At 73.1% G+C, this 22,468-nt stretch carries 23 protein-coding genes; 5 read left to right on the top strand and 18 right to left on the bottom strand.

All coding sequences use genetic code 11. The annotated features are described in order from the left end of the window. Nucleotides 1-12 precede the first annotated feature (12 nt). Nucleotides 13-519, bottom strand: a complete 507-nt coding sequence (locus KRR39_RS06450; protein ID WP_216941254.1) for a cupin domain-containing protein — start codon at nucleotides 517-519, stop codon at nucleotides 13-15. 59 nt (nucleotides 520-578) lie between these two features. On the opposite strand from KRR39_RS06450, the gene KRR39_RS06445 reads away from it, so the two are divergent. Next, nucleotides 579-1,232 (top strand): TetR/AcrR family transcriptional regulator, encoded by a 654-nt coding sequence (locus KRR39_RS06445; protein ID WP_216941253.1) that lies wholly within the window; start codon nucleotides 579-581, stop codon nucleotides 1,230-1,232. Here the strand turns inward: KRR39_RS06445 and KRR39_RS06440 are convergent. Both KRR39_RS06440 and KRR39_RS06435 read right to left on the bottom strand, forming a co-directional pair. Further along, nucleotides 1,229-1,630, bottom strand: coding sequence for an STAS domain-containing protein (locus KRR39_RS06440; RefSeq protein ID WP_216941252.1), 402 nt, complete (start codon nucleotides 1,628-1,630; stop codon nucleotides 1,229-1,231). The genes KRR39_RS06445 and KRR39_RS06440 overlap by 4 nt on opposite strands. 174 nt (nucleotides 1,631-1,804) lie before the next feature. After that, a complete protein-coding gene (locus KRR39_RS06435) occupies nucleotides 1,805-3,193 on the bottom strand; it encodes a dihydrolipoyl dehydrogenase family protein (protein ID WP_216941251.1) in 1,389 nt (462 codons plus the stop codon). A 49-nt stretch (nucleotides 3,194-3,242) separates the two neighbouring features. On the opposite strand from KRR39_RS06435, the gene KRR39_RS06430 reads away from it, so the two are divergent. The 4 genes from KRR39_RS06430 (at nucleotide 3,243) to KRR39_RS06415 (ending at nucleotide 8,445) form a co-directional block, all read left to right on the top strand. After that, nucleotides 3,243-4,181, top strand: a complete 939-nt coding sequence (locus KRR39_RS06430; RefSeq protein ID WP_216941250.1) for an aminotransferase class IV — start codon at nucleotides 3,243-3,245, stop codon at nucleotides 4,179-4,181. Continuing rightward, entirely contained in the window at nucleotides 4,178-4,909 is a 732-nt protein-coding gene (locus KRR39_RS06425; protein ID WP_216941249.1) for a sulfotransferase-like domain-containing protein, read from the top strand. Before KRR39_RS06430 ends, KRR39_RS06425 begins: the two co-directional genes overlap by 4 nt. A gap of 120 nt (nucleotides 4,910-5,029) precedes the next feature. Next, on the top strand, nucleotides 5,030-7,969 hold the full coding sequence (locus KRR39_RS06420) for a M36 family metallopeptidase (protein ID WP_216941248.1): 2,940 nt from the start codon (nucleotides 5,030-5,032) through the stop codon (nucleotides 7,967-7,969). Between the two features lie 104 nt (nucleotides 7,970-8,073). Beyond that, the gene (locus KRR39_RS06415) at nucleotides 8,074-8,445 is read left to right on the top strand and encodes a VOC family protein (RefSeq protein WP_216941247.1); all 372 of its coding nucleotides are present in this window, start codon (nucleotides 8,074-8,076) and stop codon (nucleotides 8,443-8,445) included. A gap of 25 nt (nucleotides 8,446-8,470) precedes the next feature. Here the strand turns inward: KRR39_RS06415 and nusB are convergent, their stop codons facing one another. The 15 genes from nusB to KRR39_RS06340 all read right to left on the bottom strand — a co-directional run bounded on the left by nusB (nucleotide 8,471) and on the right by KRR39_RS06340 (nucleotide 22,460). Then, nucleotides 8,471-8,881 (bottom strand): transcription antitermination factor NusB, encoded by a 411-nt coding sequence (nusB, locus tag KRR39_RS06410; protein WP_216941246.1) that lies wholly within the window; start codon nucleotides 8,879-8,881, stop codon nucleotides 8,471-8,473. Further along, nucleotides 8,881-9,444: an elongation factor P gene (gene efp, locus KRR39_RS06405; RefSeq protein ID WP_216941245.1), complete on the bottom strand. Its 564-nt coding sequence runs from the start codon at nucleotides 9,442-9,444 to the stop codon at nucleotides 8,881-8,883. The genes nusB and efp overlap by 1 nt, the downstream gene beginning before the upstream one ends. A 131-nt stretch (nucleotides 9,445-9,575) precedes the next feature. Continuing rightward, nucleotides 9,576-10,016 (bottom strand): type II 3-dehydroquinate dehydratase, encoded by a 441-nt coding sequence (gene aroQ / locus KRR39_RS06400; RefSeq protein ID WP_216941244.1) that lies wholly within the window; start codon nucleotides 10,014-10,016, stop codon nucleotides 9,576-9,578. Nucleotides 10,017-10,040: 24 nt separating this feature from the next. Beyond that, nucleotides 10,041-11,147 carry a 3-dehydroquinate synthase gene (aroB, locus tag KRR39_RS06395; protein WP_216941243.1) on the bottom strand — a complete coding sequence of 369 codons (1,107 nt, stop codon included), beginning with the start codon at nucleotides 11,145-11,147 and terminating at the stop codon, nucleotides 10,041-10,043. After that, nucleotides 11,144-11,686, bottom strand: coding sequence for a shikimate kinase (locus KRR39_RS06390; RefSeq protein ID WP_436972036.1), 543 nt, complete (start codon nucleotides 11,684-11,686; stop codon nucleotides 11,144-11,146). Before KRR39_RS06390 ends, aroB begins: the two co-directional genes overlap by 4 nt. Further along, nucleotides 11,683-12,861 (bottom strand): chorismate synthase, encoded by a 1,179-nt coding sequence (aroC, locus tag KRR39_RS06385; protein WP_216941242.1) that lies wholly within the window; start codon nucleotides 12,859-12,861, stop codon nucleotides 11,683-11,685. Before aroC ends, KRR39_RS06390 begins: the two co-directional genes overlap by 4 nt. A 33-nt stretch (nucleotides 12,862-12,894) precedes the next feature. Beyond that, nucleotides 12,895-13,683 (bottom strand): A24 family peptidase, encoded by a 789-nt coding sequence (locus KRR39_RS06380; RefSeq protein WP_216941241.1) that lies wholly within the window; start codon nucleotides 13,681-13,683, stop codon nucleotides 12,895-12,897. Between the two features lie 66 nt (nucleotides 13,684-13,749). Then, nucleotides 13,750-14,565, bottom strand: coding sequence for a shikimate dehydrogenase (locus KRR39_RS06375; RefSeq protein ID WP_216941240.1), 816 nt, complete (start codon nucleotides 14,563-14,565; stop codon nucleotides 13,750-13,752). 7 nt (nucleotides 14,566-14,572) lie between these two features. After that, nucleotides 14,573-15,694, bottom strand: a complete 1,122-nt coding sequence (mltG, locus tag KRR39_RS06370; protein ID WP_216941239.1) for an endolytic transglycosylase MltG — start codon at nucleotides 15,692-15,694, stop codon at nucleotides 14,573-14,575. 89 nt (nucleotides 15,695-15,783) lie between these two features. Beyond that, the gene (gene ruvX / locus KRR39_RS06365) at nucleotides 15,784-16,239 is read right to left on the bottom strand and encodes a Holliday junction resolvase RuvX (protein WP_216941238.1); all 456 of its coding nucleotides are present in this window, start codon (nucleotides 16,237-16,239) and stop codon (nucleotides 15,784-15,786) included. A gap of 10 nt (nucleotides 16,240-16,249) precedes the next feature. Continuing rightward, the gene (alaS, locus tag KRR39_RS06360) at nucleotides 16,250-18,967 is read right to left on the bottom strand and encodes an alanine--tRNA ligase (RefSeq protein ID WP_216941237.1); all 2,718 of its coding nucleotides are present in this window, start codon (nucleotides 18,965-18,967) and stop codon (nucleotides 16,250-16,252) included. Next, nucleotides 18,967-19,266, bottom strand: coding sequence for a DUF6167 family protein (locus KRR39_RS06355; protein WP_216941236.1), 300 nt, complete (start codon nucleotides 19,264-19,266; stop codon nucleotides 18,967-18,969). The genes alaS and KRR39_RS06355 overlap by 1 nt, the downstream gene beginning before the upstream one ends. Continuing rightward, nucleotides 19,263-19,781 carry a hypothetical protein gene (locus KRR39_RS06350; protein ID WP_216941235.1) on the bottom strand — a complete coding sequence of 173 codons (519 nt, stop codon included), beginning with the start codon at nucleotides 19,779-19,781 and terminating at the stop codon, nucleotides 19,263-19,265. Before KRR39_RS06350 ends, KRR39_RS06355 begins: the two co-directional genes overlap by 4 nt. A gap of 11 nt (nucleotides 19,782-19,792) precedes the next feature. Continuing rightward, the gene (locus tag KRR39_RS06345; protein WP_216942445.1) at nucleotides 19,793-21,148 is read right to left on the bottom strand and encodes a replication-associated recombination protein A; all 1,356 of its coding nucleotides are present in this window, start codon (nucleotides 21,146-21,148) and stop codon (nucleotides 19,793-19,795) included. A gap of 52 nt (nucleotides 21,149-21,200) precedes the next feature. Then, nucleotides 21,201-22,460: an ABC transporter ATP-binding protein gene (locus KRR39_RS06340; protein WP_216941234.1), complete on the bottom strand. Its 1,260-nt coding sequence runs from the start codon at nucleotides 22,458-22,460 to the stop codon at nucleotides 21,201-21,203. Nucleotides 22,461-22,468 lie beyond the last annotated feature (8 nt).

The following is a 22,468-nucleotide window of genomic DNA, read 5'->3' as shown; positions in this document are numbered from 1 at the left end:
CGGGTGTCGCGGCTACTCCGGCACCGGCGGGCCGACGACCTCGAGCCCGTAGCGCGGCCCGACCTCGTTCCACCGGGCGATCTCCTCGGCCATCGGCAGCCCGTCGGGACCGGGCAGCCGCATCGCCTGCGCGGGGATCCCCACCTCGTCGTACAGGCCCATCAGGCCGCCGGGCACGGTCAGTGCCAGGAACCGGGCCGGCGCGGCGCCCCGGACCCGGAACGCGTGCGGCAGGCCCTGCGGCAGGAACAGGAAGGCGCCGTCCTCGAGCTCGTGCAGGTCCTCGCCGGCCCGGTAGCTGATCCGGCCCTCGAGCAGGAACAGCGCCTCGGCCTCGCGGGTGTGCCGGTGCAGCGGCGTCGCGGTCCCCGGCGGCTGGGTGACCAGCGACATCCCGAGCCGCCCGTCGCTCTGGCCGGCGGAGACCAGGTGCTCGAACAGCGACCCCATCGCCCAGGTGCCCGGACCGCTGCCGGCCCGGTGGACGACGACCCCGCTGGCGGTGGCTTCGGCGGTCATGGCTGCTCCGATGCTTTTGGTCCGAACTGACTTCGGACGAATAATGTACGGTAGGACGCGTGCCCGACCCGGTCAAGACCCGCACCTACCGCTCCGAGCGCCGCCAGGCCCAGGCGGCCGCCACCCGCCGGGCGGTGCTGCTGGCCGCCCGGGACCTGTTCGTGGGCCACGGCTACCCCGGCACCGCCGTCAGCGAGGTCGCCCGCCGGGCGGGGGTGTCGGTGGACACCGTCTACGCGTCGGTCGGCCGCAAGCCGCAGCTGCTGCTCGCGGTGCACGACATGGTGCTCGGCGGCACGGACGAGCCGGTGCCGGCCGAGCAGCGCGACTACGTCCGCGCGGTCCGGGACGCCACCGGCGCCCGCGCCAAGATCGAGGTGTACGCCGCCGCGCTCGGCCGGCTGCTGCCCGGGACCGTCCCGCTCGCCGACGCGCTGCGGGTCGCGGCCACCACCGACGACGCGTGCCGGGCGGTGTGGGAGGGGCTGACCGAGCGCCGCGCCGCGAACATGCGGCTGTTCGCCCGGGACCTGCGCGGGACCGGCGAGCTGCGGGCCGACCTCACCGACGACCAGGTCGCCGACCTGGTGTGGTCGATGAACGGCCCGGAGTACTACCTGCTCGTCACCAGCCGCGGCGGCGGCGCCGAGGGGTACGCCGCGCTGGTCACCGACGTGTGGACCCGCACGCTGCTGGCCCCGGTGGACGCCTAGGCAGCGGTCAACGCTTCCTGCAGGTCGTCGTAGATCGGCAGCACCCGGTCCAGGAGGGTCAGCGACAGCACCCGGCGGACCTGGTGCGACGGACCGACGAGCCGCACCGCGCCGCCGAGCCGCCGCGCGATGTGCCCGCTGGTGGCGAGCACGCCGAGACCGCTGGCGTCCATGAAGGTCACCTCACGCAGGTCCACCACCACGTTCGGCCCCGCGGCCGACAGCAGGGACCTCAGCACCCCGGCGCACGCGGTGTCCATCTCGCCGGAGGCCGCCAGCACCGACCACCCGCACGGGCGGTCGACCGACAGGGACAGGACGGGTGGGTGGGTCGTCGTCACGCCCGGCTGGTCGTGGAGCGCGTAGCCGTCCGGCGACCGGTTCTTGTTCATCGTCATGGTCAACACCCCTCGCGTCACCTTGATCGATGGCGGGGTCCCGGCCGTCGTTGCACGTCAAGTCTGAACCGGCCGCGACCCGATGTCCATGACTCGACGGGTGGTCCGGTGGACCCGTTCGGACCAGCCCGCCCGGATGTCGCGACATGGACCGACATGGCGGCCCGGCGGCCCTCAGGCCAGGCTGGACAGGGCGTCCTCGACGGCCCGGTGGAAGGTCGGGTAGGCGTAGATCATCGACCTCAGGGTGTCGGTCGGGATCTCCGCGTGCACCGCGGTGACCAGCATCGACAGCACCTCTCCCCCCGCTCGGGCCGACGGCCGTGGCCCCGACCAGCACCCCCGGTCGGCGTCCTCGACGAGCTTGACCAGGCCCTCGGCGCGGGCGATCCAGCCGCGCGTGGACGAGGCGAGGTCCGTCGTACCGACCCGCACCGAGAGGCCGGCGTCGCGGGCCTGCTGCTCGGTCATCCCGACCGAGCCGACCTCGGGATCGGTGAAGGTCACGTGCGGCACCGCGTGGTACGTCGCCGGCGGCCCGTCCTGGCCGAGGATGTCGCGCACCGCGACGGCGGCCTGGTACATCGACATGTGCGTGAACGCGCCCTTGCCGGTGATGTCGCCGATCGCCCACAGGCCCTCGGCGCCGGTGGCCCGCAGCCGCTCGTCGGTGTCGATCGAGCGGGCCTCCGGGTCCAGGCCGACCGTGTCCAGCCCGAGACCGGCGAGCGCCGGGCGGCGACCGGCCGCGACCAGCAGCTTGTCCGCGTGCAGCGACTGCCCGTCCACCTCGACGGTGAACCGGCCCTCGGCGTAGGACACCGAGGAGATCGTCGCGCCGGCCAGCACCTGGATGCCCTCCTTGGCGAACACGTCGGCGACCAGCGCGCTCGACTCGGGCTCCTCGGGAGCGAGGATCCTGTCGGCCACCTCGAGCAGCGTGACCCGCACCCCGAACCGGGAGAACGCCTGTGCCATCTCGGCGCCGATCGCGCCGCCGCCGACCACGATCAGCGAGGCGGGCAGGTCGGCCAGCCGCACCGCGTCCCGGTTGGTCCAGAAGGGCGTGCCCGCCAGCCCGTCGACGGGTGGCGCCGAGGGGTCCGTGCCGGTGTTCAGCACCACGCCCCGCGTGGCGGTGTACCGCACCGCCCCTTGTCCTGAGCCTGTCGAGGGGTCCACCTCCACGGTCCGGGGGCCGGTGAGCCGGGCCGCACCGCGCACGAACGTGACGCCGGCGTCCTCGAGCCGGTCGACGGCCGCCTGGTCGTCCCAGTCGGTGGTCGCCTCGTCGCGGATCCGGGCGTGCACCGGCGACCAGTCCGGCGTCACCGTGCTCGCGCCGGCGAGGTCCGCGACCCGCCGGGCCTCGGCCAGCACGTCGGCGGCGCGGATCATCATCTTGCTCGGGATGCAGCCGTAGTACGGGCACTCGCCGCCGACCAGCCGGCGGTCCACCCCGACGACCGAGAGCCCGGCCCGCGCGAGCTGGGTCGCTGCCGACTCCCCGCCCGGCCCGAGCCCCACGACCACCACGTCCACCTGCCGGCTCTCCGAAGTCATGCCCGCCAGCCTGTCACCCCTGGCAAGCCCCGGCTCCTAGGCTGCGGGCATGGCTCGCGGCACGCACGACTACGACGACGACCCCCGCAACGCCGCGATCAGGATCTGGGTGAACGGGGAGCTGCTGCCCCGCGAGCGCGCGGTGGTCTCGGTCTTCGACTCGGGCTTCGTGCTCGGCGACGGCGTCTGGGAGGGGCTGCGGGTGCGCGGCGGGCACCCGGCGTTCCTGGAGACCCACCTGGACCGGCTCTACGAGGGCGCCCAGGCGATCCTGATGGACATCGGGCTGACCCGTGCCGAGCTCACCTCCGCGATCTACGACACCCTGCGCGCCAACGACATGGTCGACGGCGTGCACGTGCGGCTGATGGTGACCCGCGGCGTGAAGGCGACGCCCTACCAGGACCCGCGGGTGACCGTCGGCCCGGCGACCGTGGTGATCATCGCCGAGCACAAGGAGGCGATACCGGACACCGTGACCCACGGCATCACGCTGTTCACCACGCACGTGCGCCGGGCCTACCCCGACACCCTCGACCCCAAGCTCAACTCGCACAGCAAGCTCAACGACATCACCGCGTGCATCCAGGCCTACACCGCCGGCGCGGACGAGGCGCTGATGCTCGACCCGCACGGCTTCGTGGCGACCTGCAACAGCACGCACTTCTTCGTCGTGAAGGGCACGCCGGAGGAACCGGAGGTGTGGACCTCCGACGGCCGGTTCTGCCTCGGCGGGATCACCCGCGGGAACGTCCTCGCGATGTGCCGTGCCGGCGGGATCACCGCCCGGGAGACGACGTTCAGCCTCACCGACGTCTACAGCGCGCAGGAGGCCTTCGTGACCGGGACGTTCGCGGGCGTCGTACCGGTGCGGACCGTGGACGGGCGCACCATCGGCGCCGGGGCGCGCGGCCCGGTCGTCGAGCGCCTGCAGCAGATGTACGTCGACCTGGTCGACGCGGACGTCGCGGGCCGGTCGGCGCCATGAGCCACGTGACGCGGGTGGCGATGTGGAGCGGCCCCCGCAACGTGAGCACCGCGATGATGCGCTCCTGGGAGAACCGCGGGGACACCGTCGTCGTCGACGAGCCGTTCTACGCCGCCTACCTGCTGCGCACCGGGATCGACCACCCCGGCCGGGAGACGGTGATCGCCTCCCAGCCCACCGACCCGACCGAGGTGGTCGCCGCGCTGCACGCGCCCCTGCCCGACGGGGTCGGCGTGCACTACTCGAAGCAGATGACCCACCACCTCGCCGACGACATGGACCTGTCCTGGACCCGGGACTTCCGCAACGTGCTGCTGATCCGCGACCCGGCCGAGGTGGTCGCGTCCTACGTGCGCTCGCGGGAGTCCTGCGAGCCCGAGGACATCGGCCTGCTCCAGCAGGTCCGGCTCCTCGACGCACTCCGGTCCGGTGACGGCACTCCCCCGGTGATCGACGCCGGCGACTTCCTGCGCGACCCGGAGGCGCACCTGCGCTGGCTGTGCGACTGGCTCGGGATCGGGTTCACGCCGAGGATGCTGGCCTGGCCGGCGGGTCCGCGCAGCAGCGACGGGGTGTGGGCGCCGTACTGGTACGACGCGGTGTGGCGCTCGACCGGCTTCGAGCCGTGGCGCCCGCGCGAGGTGGCGCTGGGCCGGCACGACGCCGACGTCGCGGAGGCCTGCCGGCCCGCCTACGAGCGGCTCGCCGCCCTGCGGATTCGCCTCTGACGTCCCGTTCCACGGGAAAAGTTGCGTTCTGCACCTTGTGGGCACGCGATCTTCCGGGAAGAGTGACCGCCGGGTCTCGAGACACCGGGACCCGTCGCGCCTCCGAGGGGAAAACTCCAGATGCAGCTGCGCCACCGACGCCATCGCTCCGCCATCGCGCTCACCGCCGGACTGCTCGCCGTCGTCACCGGCGTGTCCACCACCACCGCCTCGTTCGCCGCCGGCCAGCACCGGCCGCGGGCCGGGGCCGAGCAGCAGACCGACCCGGGCGCCGACGCCCGCGGCGGGTTCGACGCCCGGCGGGGCAGCGGGGACAAGGCCCGGGCCGCCCTGCTGCGCGACGCCGCGCGCGCCGCCTCACGTCCCGAGACCCGCCGGCTGCGGGGGTCCCTCGGCGACCAGGCGCTCCTCGACCTGGACGGAGCCACCGGGACGCCGCGCCTGCTGACCCGGCTGGACGGCTTCCTGACCGGCCGCAGCTCGCAGGGGGCCGCCAAGGTCACCCTCGGGTACGTCGCCGACCACCACGACGCGCTCGGCCTCAGCAGCAAGGACCTCAAGACCTTCCACCTGCGCCGCGACTACGTCGACGTCGACGGCACCCACCACCTGTCGTGGACGCAGAAGGTCGGCGGCGTCGACGTCTTCGGCAACGGCCTGCAGTCCGCGGTCACCGACGACGGACGGCTGGTCAGCCTCGGCGGCTCGCCGGTCTCCGAGGCGGCCGCCGCCCCCGCGTCCGCGACCCGGCTCGACACCGGGGACCAGGCCATCTCCGCGGCCCGCACGGAGCAGGGCGACCCCGCCGCCCCCGGGGCGCGCGACACCGCCCACCAGGTGCTGTTCGTGACCCGCACCGGCACCCACCTCGGCTGGAGCACGGTCACCATGTCGGCCGCGCACCCGACCCTGACGGTCCTCGACGCGCACACCGGGGGGCTGCTGTTCCGCCGCCCGCTGTCCTCGGACGCCACCTCCACCGACAAGCTGGACGCGCCGAAGGCCGGCAGCGGCGGGCTGGCCTACCAGTACTTCCCGCGCGCGCCGCGCGGCGGCAGCCAGGTCTCGGTCGACTACACGGCCAAGGGCTGGCTGGACCGCAACGCCACCAAGCTGTCCGGCAACAACTCGCACGCCTACTCCGACGTGAACGACGACAACGTCTCCCAGGGCACCGAGGAGGCCGCGCCCTCCGCCGGGCACCGCTGGGACTACGCGCTCAAGCCGTTCTCGGTGCCGGGCGTGTCGTTCTGCGACAACCCCTACCCCTGCTCGTGGGACCCGAACGTGCCCTACTCCTGGCAGGCCAACCGGGCCCAGAACGTCGCGCAGGTGTTCTTCTACGTCAACAACTGGCACGACCACCTGCTCGACGGGCCGATCGGCTTCACCGAGGCGGCCGGCAACTTCCAGCTCCGCAACAGCACCCGCGGCGGGGTCGCCGGTGACGCCGTCGACACCCAGACCGACGACGGCGCGAACACCGCCGCCGGGCTGCCCGACGGCTCGCACATCGACAACGCGAACATGAGCACCCCGCCCGACGGGCAGGCGCCGACGATGCAGATGTACCTCCAGCACCAGCCCGGCACGGCGTACCCCGACGAGGACCCGTTCTCCCCGACCAACGTCGGGGACGAGGCGGACACCGTCTACCACGAGTACACCCACGGCCTGTCGAACCGGCTGGTCGTCGACGCGTCCGGCAACTCCACCCTCGGCGAGGTGCAGGCCGGGTCGATGGGCGAGGCCTGGAGCGACTGGTACGCCATGGACTACCTCGTGGACCAGGGCCTGCAGCGCGACGCCCGCGGCACCGCCGACATCGTGCTCTTCCAGTACGACGGAGCCGGCACCGCCGTGGACCGCACCGAGCCGCTCGACTGCAAGGTCGGCGACACCACGGCGGCCTGCACCGGCGGCGCGACCGGCCACACCGGCGGCTACACCTACGCCGACTACGGCCAGGTGATCGGCAGCCCCGAGGTGCACGCGGACGGCGAGATCTGGTCGCAGACCCTCTGGGACCTGCGCGACGCCCTCGGGTCCACGCGGACCGAGGCCCTGGTCACCCGGGCCATGGAGCTCTCCCCGTCGAACCCGTCGTTCCTCGACGAGCGCAACGCCCTCCTGTCCGCCGACACCGTGAAGTTCGGCGGCCGGGACTCCGACGCCATCTGGAAGGTCTTCGCGAACCGCGGGATGGGCTACTACGCCGGCAGCCTCGGCGGGGACGACTCCGCTCCCGGCGCCGACTTCCACCGGCCCCCGGCCTCCGTGCGGACCTCGTCGATCACCGGCACGGTCACCGACCTGGACAGCGGCAAGCCCGCCCCGGGGATCACCGTGACGCTGGCCTTCCAGGGCGGCAACGGCACGGCGAACCCGTCCGCCGTCACCGCGACCGACGGCAGCTACACGATCGCCGACGTCCCGGTGGGCAGCTACGCCAAGCTGACCGCCAGCGGCGCGGGCTACGACCCGGCGACCACCCCGGTGGACGTCACCCCGCGCGGCACCGTCAAGAACTTCTCGCTGCGTCGCGACTACGCCGCCTCCAGCGGCGGTGCGACCATCGACTCGTTCACCGGCCCCGACTTCGGGCCGGCCTGCGGTCCGGCCCAGGCCATCGACAACAGCCAGGCCACGGGCTGGGGCAGCACGACCGGTGACGACGACGGGACGGCCACCAACGTGTTCCGCCCGAAGAACATCGTGATCGACCTGAAGCAGACCGTGGCGATCACCGAGATCGCGGTCGACCCGTCGGCCACCTGCGGGGACGGCGGGAGCGCCTCGACCGGCCAGTACTCCGTCGAGACCTCCACCGACCGCACCACGTGGACGCCGGCCGCCTCGGGCACCTTCACCGCGTCGGACCGGGGACGGCTCAACCCGCTCACCCCGGCCGGCGGCTCGGCGACGGCCCGCTACGTCCGGTTCACGATCCTCGGGAACCAGACGCCGGAGTTCGCCACCAGCTGCCCCGGCGGCGCGTTCTCGGGCTGCCAGTACACCGACCTCACCGAGATCGAGGTCTACGGCAAGCCGGCCGCCTGAGCCGCACCTGTCAGGCGCTCACGTCGCTCGGCCGACGTGAGCGCCTGACTGTCGGTGGTCGCTCCTAGCCTGGGGATCCGGACACTTCCAGAGGAGGCACCGCCATGGACTTCAGGATCGAGCTCGTCCCGCTCGCGGTCAGCGACGTCGACCGCGCCGTCGCGTTCTACGGCGACCAGGTCGGCTGGCCCGTCGACCACGACCGGACCGTCCACGAGGGCCTGCGCTTCGTGCAGGTCACCCCGCCCGGCTCGGCGTGCTCGATCTGCTTCGGCACCGGCCTGGAGATGCTCGCCGACGGCCAGCGGCAGATGATCCAGGTCGTCGTCGAGGACGCCGACGAGGCGCTGGCCTACCTGCGCGAGCGCGACGTCGCGGCCGAGGGCGTGGACGACCTGCCCTGGGGCCGGTTCGTCCGCTTCGAGGACCCCGACGGCAACCGGTGGGCCCTGCAGCAGCTCGTCGTGCCCGCCTGAGCCGCCGGCCGGCGGCCGGGGAGGGTCAGGCGGACAGCGCCGGCTTGTTCCGGACGATGTTGCCGAGGACCCCGTTGACGAAGTTCGGCGACTCGTCGGTGGACAGGTCCCGGACCAGGACCATCGCCTCGCTGACGGCCACCGCGTCGGGAACCTCGTCGACGTACATCACCTCGAACACGCCGATCCGCAGCGCGTTGCGGTCGACGGCGGGCATCCGCTCGAGCGACCAGCCCTGGGCGTAGGTCGACACCAGCTCGTCGATGCGCGCCTGGTGCTCGGCGATCCCGCGGATCAGCGCGACGGTGTACTCGTTGACCGGCGGGTCCGCGGCAACCACCCGCTCGTCGAGGGTGGCGCCGAGCGGCAGGCCGCGGACCTCGCACTCGAAGAGCACGTCGAGGGCCCTCTTGCGGGCCTTGGTTCGGGCGCTCATCAGGAGCTGACGCGACCCTGGTAGCTGCTGTCGCGCGTGTCCACCTTGATCTTCTCGCCGGTGACGATGAAGAGCGGGACGTTGATCTCGTGGCCGGTCTCGAGGCGCGCGGGCTTGGTGCCGCCGGTGGAGCGGTCACCCTGCAGGCCGGGCTCGGTGTACTCCACGAGCAGCTCGACCGACGCGGGCAGCTCGATGTAGAGCACGGCGCCGTCGTTGGTCGCCACGATCGCGTCCTGGTTCTCCAGAAGGAAGTTCTTGGCGTCGCCGACGATCTCCGGGGAGACCTCGGTCTGCTCGTAGGACGAGGTGTCCATGAAGACGTAGGACGTGCCGTCGTTGTAGAGGTACTGCATCGTCCGCTTGTCGACGTTGGCGATCTCGACCTTGACGTCGGCGTTGAAGGTCTTGTCCACGGTCTTGCCGGACCCGATGTTCTTCAGCTTCGTGCGGACGACGGCGCCACCCTTGCCGGGCTTGTGGTGCTGGAACCAGATGACGGACCACAGCTGCCCGTCGAGGTTGAGAACCATGCCGTTCTTGAGGTCGTTGGTGGTTGCCATGCGGTGTCGGTGCCCTGTCTCTGGGGAGTGTCGTCTTCTGGTGTCAACGCGTGCGGGTGGCCGCCGGGCGGCCAGCGGTCCAGTCTAGCGACAGCTCCGGAGTGCCCGAAACCGCACCGTCCCGCAGGACCTCACAGCGACAGCAGCGCCCGCAGCGCCAGCCGGTAGGACCCGATCCCGAACCCGGCGATCACCCCGGTGGCCACCCCGGAGACGACCGACGTGTGCCGGAACTCCTCGCGGGTGTGCGGGTTGGTGATGTGCACCTCGACGAGCGGTGCCGTCAGCTGGGCGCAGGCGTCCCGGAGCGCGTAGCTGTAGTGCGTGAACGCCGCCGGGTTGAGCACGACCGGCGTGCCGGCGTCCGCGGCCTCGTGCAGCCAGCCGACCAGCTCGGCCTCGGAGTCGGTCTGCCGGACCTCGACGGACAGGCCGAGCGTCGCGCCGTCGGCGGTGCACACCCGCACCAGGTCGTCGTAGGTCGTGGCGCCGTACACCTCGGGCTCGCGGGAGCCGAGCCGGCCGAGGTTCGGACCGTTCAGCACCAGCACGCGGGACGCGGATCCGGGCATCTGTCCTCCTGGCGGTGGGGCGGGTCAGCGCGGGTCGGGGGTGATCTCGGCGTACGCCGCGGTCAGCAGGGCCGGGTCCGGCGCGGTCAGGATAGAGGGTCGGGCGAGCCCGTCGAGGACCACGAACCGCAGCTGGTCCCCGCGGGTCTTCTTGTCGACCTTCATCGCCTCGAGCAGCTGGCCCCACTCGGCACCGCGGTAGGTGGTGGGCAGGCCGACCAGCTCGAGCACCGTCCGGTGCCGCTCGGCGGTCGCCTCGTCGAGGCGCCCGGCCAGCCGGGCCAGCTCGGAGACGAACGTCATCCCGATCGCGACGGCGGCGCCGTGCCGGAAGTTGTAGCGCTCCGCACGCTCGATCGCGTGCCCGAGGGTGTGCCCGTAGTTGAGCATCTCCCGCCCGGGGTGCCCGCCCGCGCCGCCGGTCTCCTTCAGGTCGTCGACGACCACGTCGATCTTCACGCGGAGGGCCCGCTCGATCAGCTCGCGGAGCACGGCCGAGTCGGGCTCGATGGCCGCGACCGGGTCGGACTCCACCAGGTCGAGGATCGCCGGGTCGGCGATGAAGCCGCACTTGACCACCTCGGCCAGGCCGCTGATCAGCTCGTTGCGCGGCAGCGACTCCAAGGTGGCCAGGTCGCACAGCACGCCGGCGGGCTCGTGGAAGGCGCCGACGAGGTTCTTGCCCTCGGTGGTGTTCATCCCGGTCTTGCCGCCGACGGCCGCGTCGACCATCGCCAGCAGGGTGGTGGGCAGGTGGATGACCTTGACCCCGCGCAACCAGGTGGCGGCCACGAAGCCGCCCATGTCGGTGGTCGAGCCGCCCCCGACGGTCACGACGGCGTCGCTGCGGGTGAACCCGGTCTGGCCGAGCACCTGCCAGCAGAACGACGCGACCGGCGCGAGCTTGGCCTCCTCGCCGTCCGGGATCTCGATGCCGTGGGCGTCGTAGCCCTGCGCGGAGAGGTCGGCACGGATCGCCTCGCCGGTCGCGGCCAGCGCGCGCGGGTGGATCACCGCGACGCGGCGGACGCCCTCGCCGAGCATCCCCGGCAGCTCGCCGAGCAGCCCGCTGCCCACGACCACGTCGTACGGCGCTCCCCCGGCCACGTGCAGCACGGTGCGGTCGGTCATGCGTCCTCCTGTGTCCGCTCGGCGGCCTCGACCAGCCGGGCGACCTCGTCGGCGACGTCCTGCGGAGTGCGGCCGTCGGTGTGCACGGTCAGCGAGGCGACCTCGCGGTAGACCGGCAGCCGCTCGTCGAGCAGCGCCTTGATCCTGGCCCGCATGTTGCCCATCAGCAGCGGGCGGGTGATGCCGAGCCCGACCCGCTTGACGGCGTCGGAGAGGCCCACCTCGAGGAAGACCACCCGGTGCCCGGCCAGCGCGGCCCGGGTGTCGTCGTCGAGCACCGCTCCCCCGCCCAGCGCCAGCACGCCGGCGTGCGCCTCCAGCGCGGCGGTCACCGCGGCCCGCTCCAGGGCCCGGAACGCCACCTCGCCGTCGTCGACGAAGATGTCGGAGATCGACTTGCCGGCGGCGGTCTCGACGTCGTGGTCGGTGTCGCGGACGCTGAGGCCCCAGCGCCGGCCGAGCAGGTCGGCGACCGTGGTCTTCCCGGCGCCCATCGGGCCGACCAGGACCACCCGCGGCGTCGTGGGGTCGGCGCTCACCGGAAGCTCAGCGAGGACAGATAGCCCTCCACGTTGCGCCGGGTCTCCCCGACCGAGTCGCCGCCGAACTTCTCCAGCACGACGTCGGCCAGCACCAGCGCGACCATGGCCTCGGCGACGATCCCGGCCGCCGGCACCGCGCACACGTCGGAGCGCTGGTGGTTGGCGACCGCGGCCTCGCCGGTGGACACGTCGATGGTGCGCAGCGCGCGGGGCACCGTCGCAATCGGCTTCATCGCGGCACGCACCCGCAGCACCTCCCCCGTGGACATCCCGCCCTCGGTGCCGCCGGAGCGGCCCGACGTGCGCCGGATCCCGTCCTCGGTGCCGACGATCTCGTCGTGCGCCCGCGAGCCAGGGGTGGCGGCGAGCTCGAAGCCGTCGCCGACCTCCACGCCCTTGATGGCCTGGATGCCCATCAGCGCGCCGGCCAGTCGTGCGTCGAGACGGCGGTCCCAGTGCACGTGCGACCCGAGGCCGGGCGGGAGGCCGTGCACGACGACCTCCACGACACCGCCCAGGGTGTCCCCGTCGGCGTGCGCCTGGTCGATCTCGGCCTGCATGGCCAAGCTCCCGTCGGCGTCGAGGCAGCGCACCGGGTCGGCGTCGAGCGCCGCCACGTCGGACGCGGCCGGGACCGAGCCGGAGGGCGCCCGGGCCGTCCCGATCGCGACGACGTGCGAGACGACCTCCGCGCCGATGGCCTGCTCGAGGAACTTGGTGGCGACCGCGCCGAGCGCGACCCGGGCGGCGGTCTCCCGGGCCGAGGCGCGCTCCAGGATCGGCCGGGCCTCGTCGAAGTCGTACTTCTGCATGCCCACCAGGTCGGCGTGGCCGGGCCGGGGGCGGGTCAGCGCCGCGTTGCGGGCGAGGGCCTCGAGCTCGGCCTCGTCGACCGGGTCGGCCGACATGACCTTCTCCCACTTGGGCCACTCGGTGTTGCCCACCCGGATCGCGATCGGGCTGCCGAGGCTGCGCCCGTGCCGCAGCCCGCCGATGATGTCGACCTGGTCCTGCTCGAACTTCATCCGGGCGCCGCGGCCGTAGCCCAGCCGGCGGCGGGCCAGGGCGTCGACGACGTCTCCCGAGGTCACCTGGACATGGGCGGGCAGACCCTCGAGGACGGCGACCAGTCCCGGGCCGTGGGACTCGCCTGCAGTGAGCCAACGCAGCATGTGCGCCAGTCTTTCACGCGGCCCGCGGACGCCTCAGAGGGCGTCCACCACCGAGCCCACCAGCGAGCTCACGCCCTCGACGGTCCACGCGTAGGCGGTCAGCAGCTGGAGGGGGAAGACCGCACCGAGGAAGGCCCCGGCCAGCAGGAACGGGCCGAACGGCATGTGCCGCCGGTGGAAGACCCGCGCGAGCGACAGCACGATCCCGCCGACGGCGAGGAGCAGGAAGCCGGTGAACATCCCGAGCACCAGCTGGGCGAGGCCGAGCGAGCCGACCGCCAGCCCGAGCAGGCCGGAGAGCCGGACGTCCCCGTAGGCCAGCGATCCCGGGCTGATGAACCACATCACGAAGAACACCGCGAAGCAGCCCACCCAGCCGATCGCCGAGGAGCGCAGCGACAGCCAGTCCTGGGTGAGCACGGACCCGAGCAGCACCAGCACCCCGACCACGACGTACGACGGCGCGATCAGCCGGGTCGGCAGGTAGCGCGTGCGCCAGTCCACGAGGGCCAGGGCGACGCCCACCGGCACGAGGTAGCCCAGGAACAGCAGCGCCGGTGACCAGCCGATCCGGGCGCCGGCCAGGCCGGCGAGGACCGCGGACACGACGGCCAGCTTCCAGGCCAGGCCCGGGAGCCGGGCCAGGTCGGCGTACGGCTCCTTGGGGTCGTCGACCGGCCGGGCGAAGTCGGCCTCGTCCTCGGCCGGCACCAGCGGGTCGGGCTCCGGCTCGGGCAGCCGCGCGATGACCCGCGGCAGCACCGCGCCGGACGCGGCACCCCACGCGGCGGCCACCAGCGCGGGCGCGAGGTTCCAGGTCACAGCTCGCGACCCTAGTGGCTGACGTCGCCCGGCGCGGGCAGAACCGCACGCGGCTGGGGAGGCACCTCAGCCGCGCGCCACGAGCGCCCGCCGCCCGGCCTCGCGCATCGCCTCCAGCGGCGCGCCCGGCAGCCCGGTCATCAGCTCCACCTGGAGCACCGCCTGGTGCACCAGCAGGTCGAGGCCGGACACCACGGTGCGACCGGCCTCCTCGGCGGCGACCGTGAGCGGCGTCGGCCAGGGGTCGTAGACCACGTCGAAGACGACCGGCACGTCCGCGACCCGGGCGAGCAGCTCCGCGGTCTGCGCGGCGGCCGGGATCGTGGACACCAGCACGTCGGCGGGCCCGGCGGGCCCGGCCAGCGGGCGTACGTCGACCGTCGGGCCGTCCGGGTGCCGGGCCGCCGCCGCGACGGTCAGGGCCGCCCGGCCGGCGTCGCGCACCAGCAGCGTCACGTGCCGGCAGCCCAGGTCCGCAAGCCCCAGCACCGCGGACGCCGCGGTCGCTCCGCCGCCCAGCACGACGGCGCGTCCGACCGGTCCGTCGTACCGCTCGCGCACCGCGGCGCTGATCCCGGGGACGTCGGTGTTGTGCCCGCTGCGCCGCCCGTCGGCGAGCACGACGGTGTTCGCGCCGCCGGCCTGCCGGGCCCGCTCGCTGACCTCGTCGAGCAGCGGCAGGACCGCCCGCTTGAGCGGCATCGTCAGCGAGAGGCCGCGCCACGAGGCGTCCACTCCGGCGAGGAACGCGGCGAGACCCTGCTCGGTCACGACGCGCGCCTCGTAGACCCAGTCGAGCCCGAGCGCGGCGTACGCCTCCCGGTGCAGGAGCGGTGAGAGCGAGTGCCCGATCGGGCTGCCGAGCACGGCGCAGCGGTTCACGGCCGGGTCAGCAGGCGTCGGACTGGGTACGGCAGTACTCCTTGAACTCGGCCTTGTACTTCAAGAACGTGTCGTAGCTCTCGGTGAACTTGGTCTCGCTGGTGCGCAGGTTGACCGTCACGTAGTAGACCCACGGCCCCGGGGTCGGGTGCGCCGCCGCCGCGATGGCCGCGTCGCCGGGCGCCTCGATCGGCGTCGGCGGCAGCCCGGGGTTCTTGTAGGTGTTGTACGGCGAGTCCACCTGCAGGTCCTCGGTCGTCAGCGCGACGCCGAGGTCTCGGTCGAACGCGTAGTTCACGGCCGCGTCGATCTGCAGCAGGTGGTTGGTGGCGTCGCCCTCGAGCCGGTTGTAGATCACCCGGGCGACCTTGCCGCGGTCCGCGTCCCGGTTGGACTCCGCCTCGACCAGGCTGGCCACGGTCATCAGCTGGGCCGGCGTGTAGCCCAGCCGCTCGGCCGCGCCGGTGAGGTCGGCGTCCTCGGCGGCCTGGCTCCAGCGGTCGACCATCATCGTCAGGATCGAGCGCGGCGTCGCGTTCGGCGGCAGCTCGTAGGTCGCCGGGAACAGGTAGCCCTCCGCGTTGCCGTGGGCGTACGACGGCAGCCCGATCGAGCCCGGACGGGCGAGGACCTTGTCGTACTGCTTGCGCGAGAAGTCGGTCTTCTTGGCCAGGGTCGCCACGATCTGGTCGACCGTGAACCCCTCGGGGACCGTCACCACCGAGCGCATCCGGTGGGCCGGGTCGACGAGCACCGCGAGTGCGGCGGACGCCGACATCTGCTTCCTCATCTCGTAGAAGCCGACCTGGATGCCCACGGACCGGGAGTCCTTGCGGGCGGCGTCGGTGAAGGCCTGCACGGACTTCACCACGCCCTTGTCCTTCAGTGTCGCGGCGATGTCGGAGGCGGCGTCACCGTCCTGGACCTCGACCAGCACCTGGCCGGTGCCCCCGCCGGAGTAGTCCTCCGGGCCGGCGAGCCTGTCCTTGATCGCGGTCATCCCGTAGGAGTACGCGACGTACCCGATGCCCAGCAGCACGGCCAGCGCGAGCAGCACGGCCAGGCAGCCGAGGCCCCGACGGGGTCGGTGCTTCTTCTCGTGCCCGAGTTCGAGTCCCAGATCGCTCAACTGCCCGCTCAACCTCACTGATATCGACGCGCCCCCGCCCGCCGTCCGGTCGTCCCGGCTGCTGCCGGACCTGCTTCGGTCGCCAGACGCTACCCGGCCGGCACCAGCTCCCCGGGTGCGGCCCCCGTGCCGCGCTCGGTCTCCAGTGCATTCTGCAGGATCACCACGGCCGCGGCCTGGTCCACCACGGCGCGGCGCTTCTGGCCCTTCTTGCCCTGGCCGCGCAGCACCGCCTCGGCGGTGACGGTGCTCAGCCGCTCGTCGCAGAGCCGCACGGGCACCGGCGCGAGGGCCGCGGCGATCTCGGCCGCGAACGACCGGACCTTGACCGCGGCCGGGCCCTCGCCGCCCGACAGCGAGCGGGGCAGCCCTACGACCACCTCGACGGCCTCCTCCTCGCCGACCAGCAGGCGCAGCCGGGCCAGGTCACCCGGGCCCCGCCGGACGGTCTCCACCGGGGTGGCGATCAGCCCCGCCGGGTCGGAGCGGGCGACGCCGATGCGCACGTCACCCACGTCGACCCCGAGCCGGACCCCTCGTCGCACGGTCCCGCCCTCAGCGCTGGGTGGCCGCGCGGCCGACCTCGTGCTCGACGTCCACCAGTGCCTGGTCGGCGTTGCTCACGTCGGCGCCGCCGCCCTGGGCGACGTCGTCCTTGCCGCCGCCGCTGCCGCCGAGCGCGACCGCCGCCGCCTTGACCAGCGCGTTCGCGGACAGCCCCCACGAGCGTGCGGCGTCGTTGACGGCCACCACGACGGCGGGCTTGCCGTTGCTGGAGCCGATGATCGCGACCACGCCGGGCGCCCCGTGGGGCAGCCGGCCGCGGATGTCCAGGGCCAGCTTGCGTACGTCGCCCGCGCCCGCGCCGTCCGCGCGGTGGCCGACGAACGCCACCCCGTAGACGTCCTTGGCCTGCGCGGCGAGCTCGCCGGCGGCCGCGAGCAGCTGCTGCACGCGGACCCGCTCGATCTCCTTCTCCGCGGTGCGCAGCCGCTCCACCAGGTCGTTGACCCGCTCGGGCAGCTCCTCGGGACGCGCCTTGAGGGCCTCGCTGAGCTGGGCCACCAGCGTGTGCTCGCGCGCCAGGAACCGGTAGGCGTCGCTGCCCACGAGCGCCTCGACGCGCCGGACGCCGGAGCCGATCGACGACTCGCCGAGCAGCTTGATCACGCCGAGCTGGCCGGAGCGGCCGGCGTGCGTGCCGCCGCAGAGCTCGCGCGCCCAGTCCCCCACGGAGACCACGCGCACCTCGTCGCCGTACTTCTCGCCGAACAGCGCCATCGCGCCGGACTTGCGGGCCTCGTCCTGGCTCATGATCTCGGCGTGCACGCCGAGGTCGGCGAGCACCAGGTCGTTGACCCGGGCCTCGACGTCCGCCATCGCGGACAGCGGCACCGCGCCGGTCGCGGAGAAGTCGAACCGGAACCGCCCGGGCGCGTTCTCCGACCCGGCCTGGGTCGCGGTGTCGCCGAGCGCCTCGCGGAACGCCTTGTGCACCATGTGGGTGGCGGTGTGCGCGCGGCTGATCGACTTGCGTCGCTCGATGTCGACGAGCGCCTGGCCGGTGAGCCCGACGGTGACCTCGCCGCTGAGCACCCTGACCTGGTGCACGACCAGCCCGCGGATCGGGGACTGCACGTCGAGCACCTGCAGGCGGGCGCCGTTGCCGAGCTCGATGACGCCCTGGTCGGCGAGCTGGCCACCGCCCTCGGCGTAGAACGGGGTGCGGTCCAGGACCAGCTCCACCTCGTCGCCCTCACGCGCCGAGGAGGCCACGCCCGAGTCGTCGACGATGCCGCGCACGGTCGCCTCGGAGACGACCTCGGAGTAGCCGGTGAACTCCACCGCCTGGCCGATCGCGTCGGACACCTCGCGGTAGGAGTGGGCGTCGGAGTGCTGGCCCTTCTTCGCGCGCGCGTCCGCCTTCGCCCGGTCGCGCTGCTCGGTCATCAGCCGGCGGAAGCCCTCCTCGTCGACCGAGAGCCCCTGCTCGGACGCCATCTCCAGCGTCAGGTCGATCGGGAAGCCGTAGGTGTCGTGCAGCGCGAACGCCTTGGTCCCGGACAGCTGGGTCTGGCCGCCGGCCTTCGCGCCCTGCGCGGCGACGTCGAAGATCGTCGTGCCGGTGCGCAGCGTCTGGCGGAACGCGTCCTCCTCGGCGTAGGCCACGCTGGAGATGCGCTCCCAGTCACGCTGCAGCTCGCCGTACGTCTCGCTCATCGTGTCGCGGCTGACCGGCAGCAGCTCCGGCAGCGCCCGGTCCTCGTAGCCGAGCAGGCGCATGGAGCGGACGGCGCGGCGCAGCAGCCGGCGCAGGACGTAGCCGCGGGCCTCGTTGCCGGGGGTGACCCCGTCGCCGATCAGCATCATCGAGCTGCGCACGTGGTCGGCCACGACCCGCAGCCGTACGTCGTCCTCGTGGCCCTGCTGGCCGCCGGCGCCGTACTTCTTGCCGGTGAGCTCCATCGCCTTCTCGATCACCGGGAACATCACGTCGATCTCGTACATGTTGTCCTTGCCCTGGAGCAGGAACGCGACCCGCTCGAGGCCCATGCCGGTGTCGATGTTCTTCTTCGGCAGCGAGCCGGAGATGTCGAAGTCGTCCTTGCTGCGCACGGCGCTGAGCTCGTCCTGCATGAAGACGAGGTTCCAGATCTCGAGGTAGCGGTCCTCGAGGTTCGTCGGCATCTCCAGGCGCTGGGTGGTGGTGAACTCGCCGTCCGGACCGTAGTCCGGGCCGCGGTCGTAGAGGATCTCCGAGCACGGGCCGCCCGGGCCGGGCACGCCCATGGACCAGTAGTTCTCCTTCTTCCCGAGCCGCACGATGCGCTCGTCGGGCAGCCCGGTGACCTTGCGCCACAGCGCGACCGCCTCGGGGTCGTCGACGTACACGCTCGGCCACAGCCGGCTCTCGTCGAGCCCCCAGCCGCCGTCGGCGCGGGACTTGGTGACCAGGTCCCAGGCGAGCTCGATGGCGCCCTCCTTGAAGTAGTCGCCGAAGGAGAAGTTGCCGCACATCTCGAAGAACGTGCCGTGCCGGGTGGTCTTGCCGACGTCCTCGATGTCCGGCGTGCGCACGCACTTCTGCACGCTCACCGCCCGGTTCCACCGCGGCGTCTCCTGGCCCAGGAAGTAGGGCTTGAAGGGCACCATGCCGGCGTTCACGAACAGCAGGTTGGGGTCGTCGACGAGCAGCGGGGCCGAGGGCACGGCGTGGTGTCCGTTCGCCTCGAAGTGCGCCAGGAACCGGCGGCGGATCTCCGCGGTGTCCATCAGTCGTTGCCCTCTCTCGTTGCCCCGCCGGCCGGGCCGCGGACGGCTCGGGCCGCCTCGCCCTCTGCCAGCTCGGGGGTGTGTACATGAAGCGTGAGACCGGTGTGCCCACGCAAGTCGATTTCCTTCTCGGCCATCCCGGCCCGGACCTCGTCCCCGAAGACCCGCAGGCCCGCGGACAGCCCGGCCAGGCGGTCGGCCAGTCCGTCCGGAGTGAACGCCTCCGCGGCCCGGCGCGCCTTGGTCATCGCGTAGACGCCGACGCTCGCCCCGGCCGCGAACCACAGCGCCCGGCTCATGCGGCGTCCTCGTCGCGCCCGGGAGCCAGGTCGGTGCGGAGGTGCCGCCGGGCCTCCTTGACCTCACGGCGTCGCTGCCGGCGGGACCGCTTGACCTCGCGGCGGATCTCGAACCGGATCCGGTTGCGGTTCTCGGCCGACAGCGCCCGTCGTACGCCGTGGCCCAGGGAGACCACGCGGACCAGGGACTCCCCCAGCGCGACGGACGCGAACTGTCCGGCCGGGACCGCGAGGTCCGTGCCGGCCCGGTCGGGACGAGGCGGCGAGCCGGCGGGCAGGCTGGTGATCACGAACTCCGGCTCGTCGTCCGGGACGGGGGGCGCGACGGGGGGCGCGGCGGGGGGCGGGGCGGCGGCGAGGTCCGCGACGGTCGAGCGCAGCGCGTCGACGTCCGCCCGGGCCGCGTCGAGCTGCGCCTGGAGGCGGCGCCGGCCGGACAGCGAGACGGCGACGGCGACGACGGACGCGACCACCACGACGGCAGCCGCCAGCGTCACGACGAGGGCCGGGTTCATAGGGACCGACCCTACCCGCGCTGGCCGCGGATCATCCGGCGCACCCGCTCCCACCGCTCCTTGAGCGGCGCCTCCGCGCCCAGCGAGGTGGGCCGGTAGTACGTCGCGTCGGCGACCACGTCGGGGGCGTACTGCTGCTCGGCGATGCCGTAGGGCTCGTCGTGCGCGTAGCGGTAGCCCTGCCCGTGCCCGAGCTTCTTCGAGCCGCCGTAGTGCGCGTCGCGCAGGTGCGCCGGGACCGGCCCGATCTTCCCGTCCCGCACGTCGGCCGAGGCGGCCTCCACGGCCAGGATCACCGCGTTCGACTTGGGCGCCAGGGCCAGCGCGATCGTCGCCTGGGCCAGGGTGAGCCGGCCCTCGGGCATGCCGATCAGCGCGACCGCCTGCGCGGCGGCGACCGCGGTCGTGAGCGCCGTCGGGTCGGCCAGGCCGATGTCCTCACTGGCCAGGATCACCAGCCGGCGGGCGATGAAGCGGGGGTCCTCCCCCGCCTCCATCATCCGGGCGAGGTAGTGCAGCGAGGCGTCGGCGTCGGAGCCCCGCACGGACTTGATGAAGGCACTGATCACGTCGTAGTGCTGGTCGCCCTGCCGGTCGTAGCGCACCGCGGCGCGGTCCACGGCGGTCTCGGTGGTCGCGAGGTCCACCACCTCCAGGCCCCGCGCGACCGCGGCGCCGGCGGCCGCCTCCAGGTAGGTCAGCGCCCGGCGCGCGTCGCCGCCCGCCAGCCGGACCAGGTGCTCGAGCGCCTGCTCGTCGAGGCTGACGCTGCCGGCCAGGCCGCGCTCGTCCACGAGCGCGTCGGCGACCACGCCCCGGATGTCGTCGTCGGTCAGCGGCTCGAGGGTGAGCAGCAGCGAACGGGACAGCAGCGGCGAGATCACGCTGAAGAACGGGTTCTCGGTGGTGGCCGCCACCAGCGTCACCCAGCGGTTCTCCACGCCCGGGAGCAGCGCGTCCTGCTGCGCCTTGGTGAAGCGGTGCACCTCGTCGACGAACAGCACCGTCTCGGGGCCGCCGCGGGCCAGCTGGTTGCGGGCGCCGTCGATCGCGGCCCGGACCTCCTTGACACCCGCCGCCACCGCCGACACCTCGACGAACCGCCGGTTGGTGGCCTGGCTGACGATCGAGGCGATCGTCGTCTTGCCGGTGCCCGGCGGTCCCCACAGCAGCAGCGACATGGGCTGGTCGCCCTCGATCAGCCGGCGCAGCGGCGAGCCCGTGGACAGCAGGTGCTGCTGGCCGACGAGCTCGTCGAGGGTGCGCGGACGCATCCGCACCGCCAGCGGCGCGGACGCGTGCGTGTTGCCGGCCAGCGTCCCGGCGGACCCCGCGGCGGGGTGCGCCGAGGCGCCCGGGCTCCCCATGTCGAACAGTCCGTCCACGTGCGCCACCCTATCCGCCGGGCCGGCGCCGGGCTCAGCGGCGGGTGCCGCCCTCGCCGCGCTGCTCGTCGCTCATCCCGGTGCCGAGGCCGCCGGTGCCCACGAGCGCGTTCGACCGCTCCTGGTGCGTCGCGACGTCGGTCCACGTGTCGGCGTACCCGGCGCGGGTGAAGTCCTCGACCGAGGCGTCCGCGCCCGCGATCTTGTTGCCCTGGCCGTCCACGCCGAGCGCGCTCAGCGTGATCGGGCTGGTCGGCATCGCGCCGAACTCGCCGGCGAAGTGGCAGGCCACCTTGTGGTTCTTGCCGATCTGCAGCAGCGGCGGCTCGACCTTGGAGCAGATGTCCTGTGCCATCCAGCAACGGGTCCGGAACCGGCACCCGGACGGCGGGTTGATCGGGCTGGGGACGTCGCCGGCCAGCCGGATCCGCTCCCGACGGCCGCCGACGGCGGCCTGCTTGACGTCCGGCACGGCCGAGAGCAGCGCCTGGGTGTACGGGTGGTGCGGGGTGTTGTACAGCGTCTCCCGGTCGGCGATCTCGACGATCTTGCCGAGGTACATGACCGCGATCTCCGGGCAGAAGTGGCGTACGACGGCCAGGTCGTGGGCGATGAACAGGAACGCGATGTCGAACTGCTTCTGCACGTCCTGCAGCAGGTTGACGACCTGCGCCTGGATCGACACGTCGAGCGCGGAGACCGGCTCGTCGGCGACCAGCAGCTTGGGCTGCAGGGCGAGCGCCCGGGCGATGCCGATGCGCTGGCGCTGGCCGCCGGAGAACTCGTTCGGGTAGCGGTTGTAGTGCTCGGGGTTCAGGCCGACGACCTCGAGCAGCTCCCGGACCCGGTCGAGCACCTTGTTCTCGGGCACCATCTTGTGCACCCGCAGCGGGGTGCCGACGATCGTGCCGACGGTGTGCCGCGGGTTCAGCGAGGAGTACGGGTCCTGGAAGATCATCTGGATCTCGCTGCGCAGCGGCAGCATCTGCCGGTTCGACAGGTTGCCGATCTCGCGACCCTCGAACTTCATCGACCCGCCGGTGGGGTCGTAGAGCCGGGTGATCAGCCGGCCGGTCGTGGACTTGCCGCAGCCGGACTCCCCCACCAGGCCCAGGGCGCTGCCCCGCTCCACCTGGAACGAGACGCCGTCCACGGCCTGCACCGCGCCGATGCTGCGCCGGAACACCCCCGAGGACTTGATCGGGAAGTACTTCTGGAGGTTGGTGACCTCGAGGATGGGTCCACCGGTCGATCCCGAGGAGGCGTTGGCGTCGTCGACGGCCGGTCGTGTCATGGAAGTCA

Origin of the sequence: Nocardioides panacis, assembly GCF_019039255.1 — a bacterium.
GTDB classification, from domain to species: domain Bacteria; phylum Actinomycetota; class Actinomycetes; order Propionibacteriales; family Nocardioidaceae; genus Nocardioides_B; species Nocardioides_B panacis.
The sequence above is the reverse complement of the archived record's forward strand: the minus strand, read 5'-3'. Positions and strand labels throughout refer to the sequence as shown.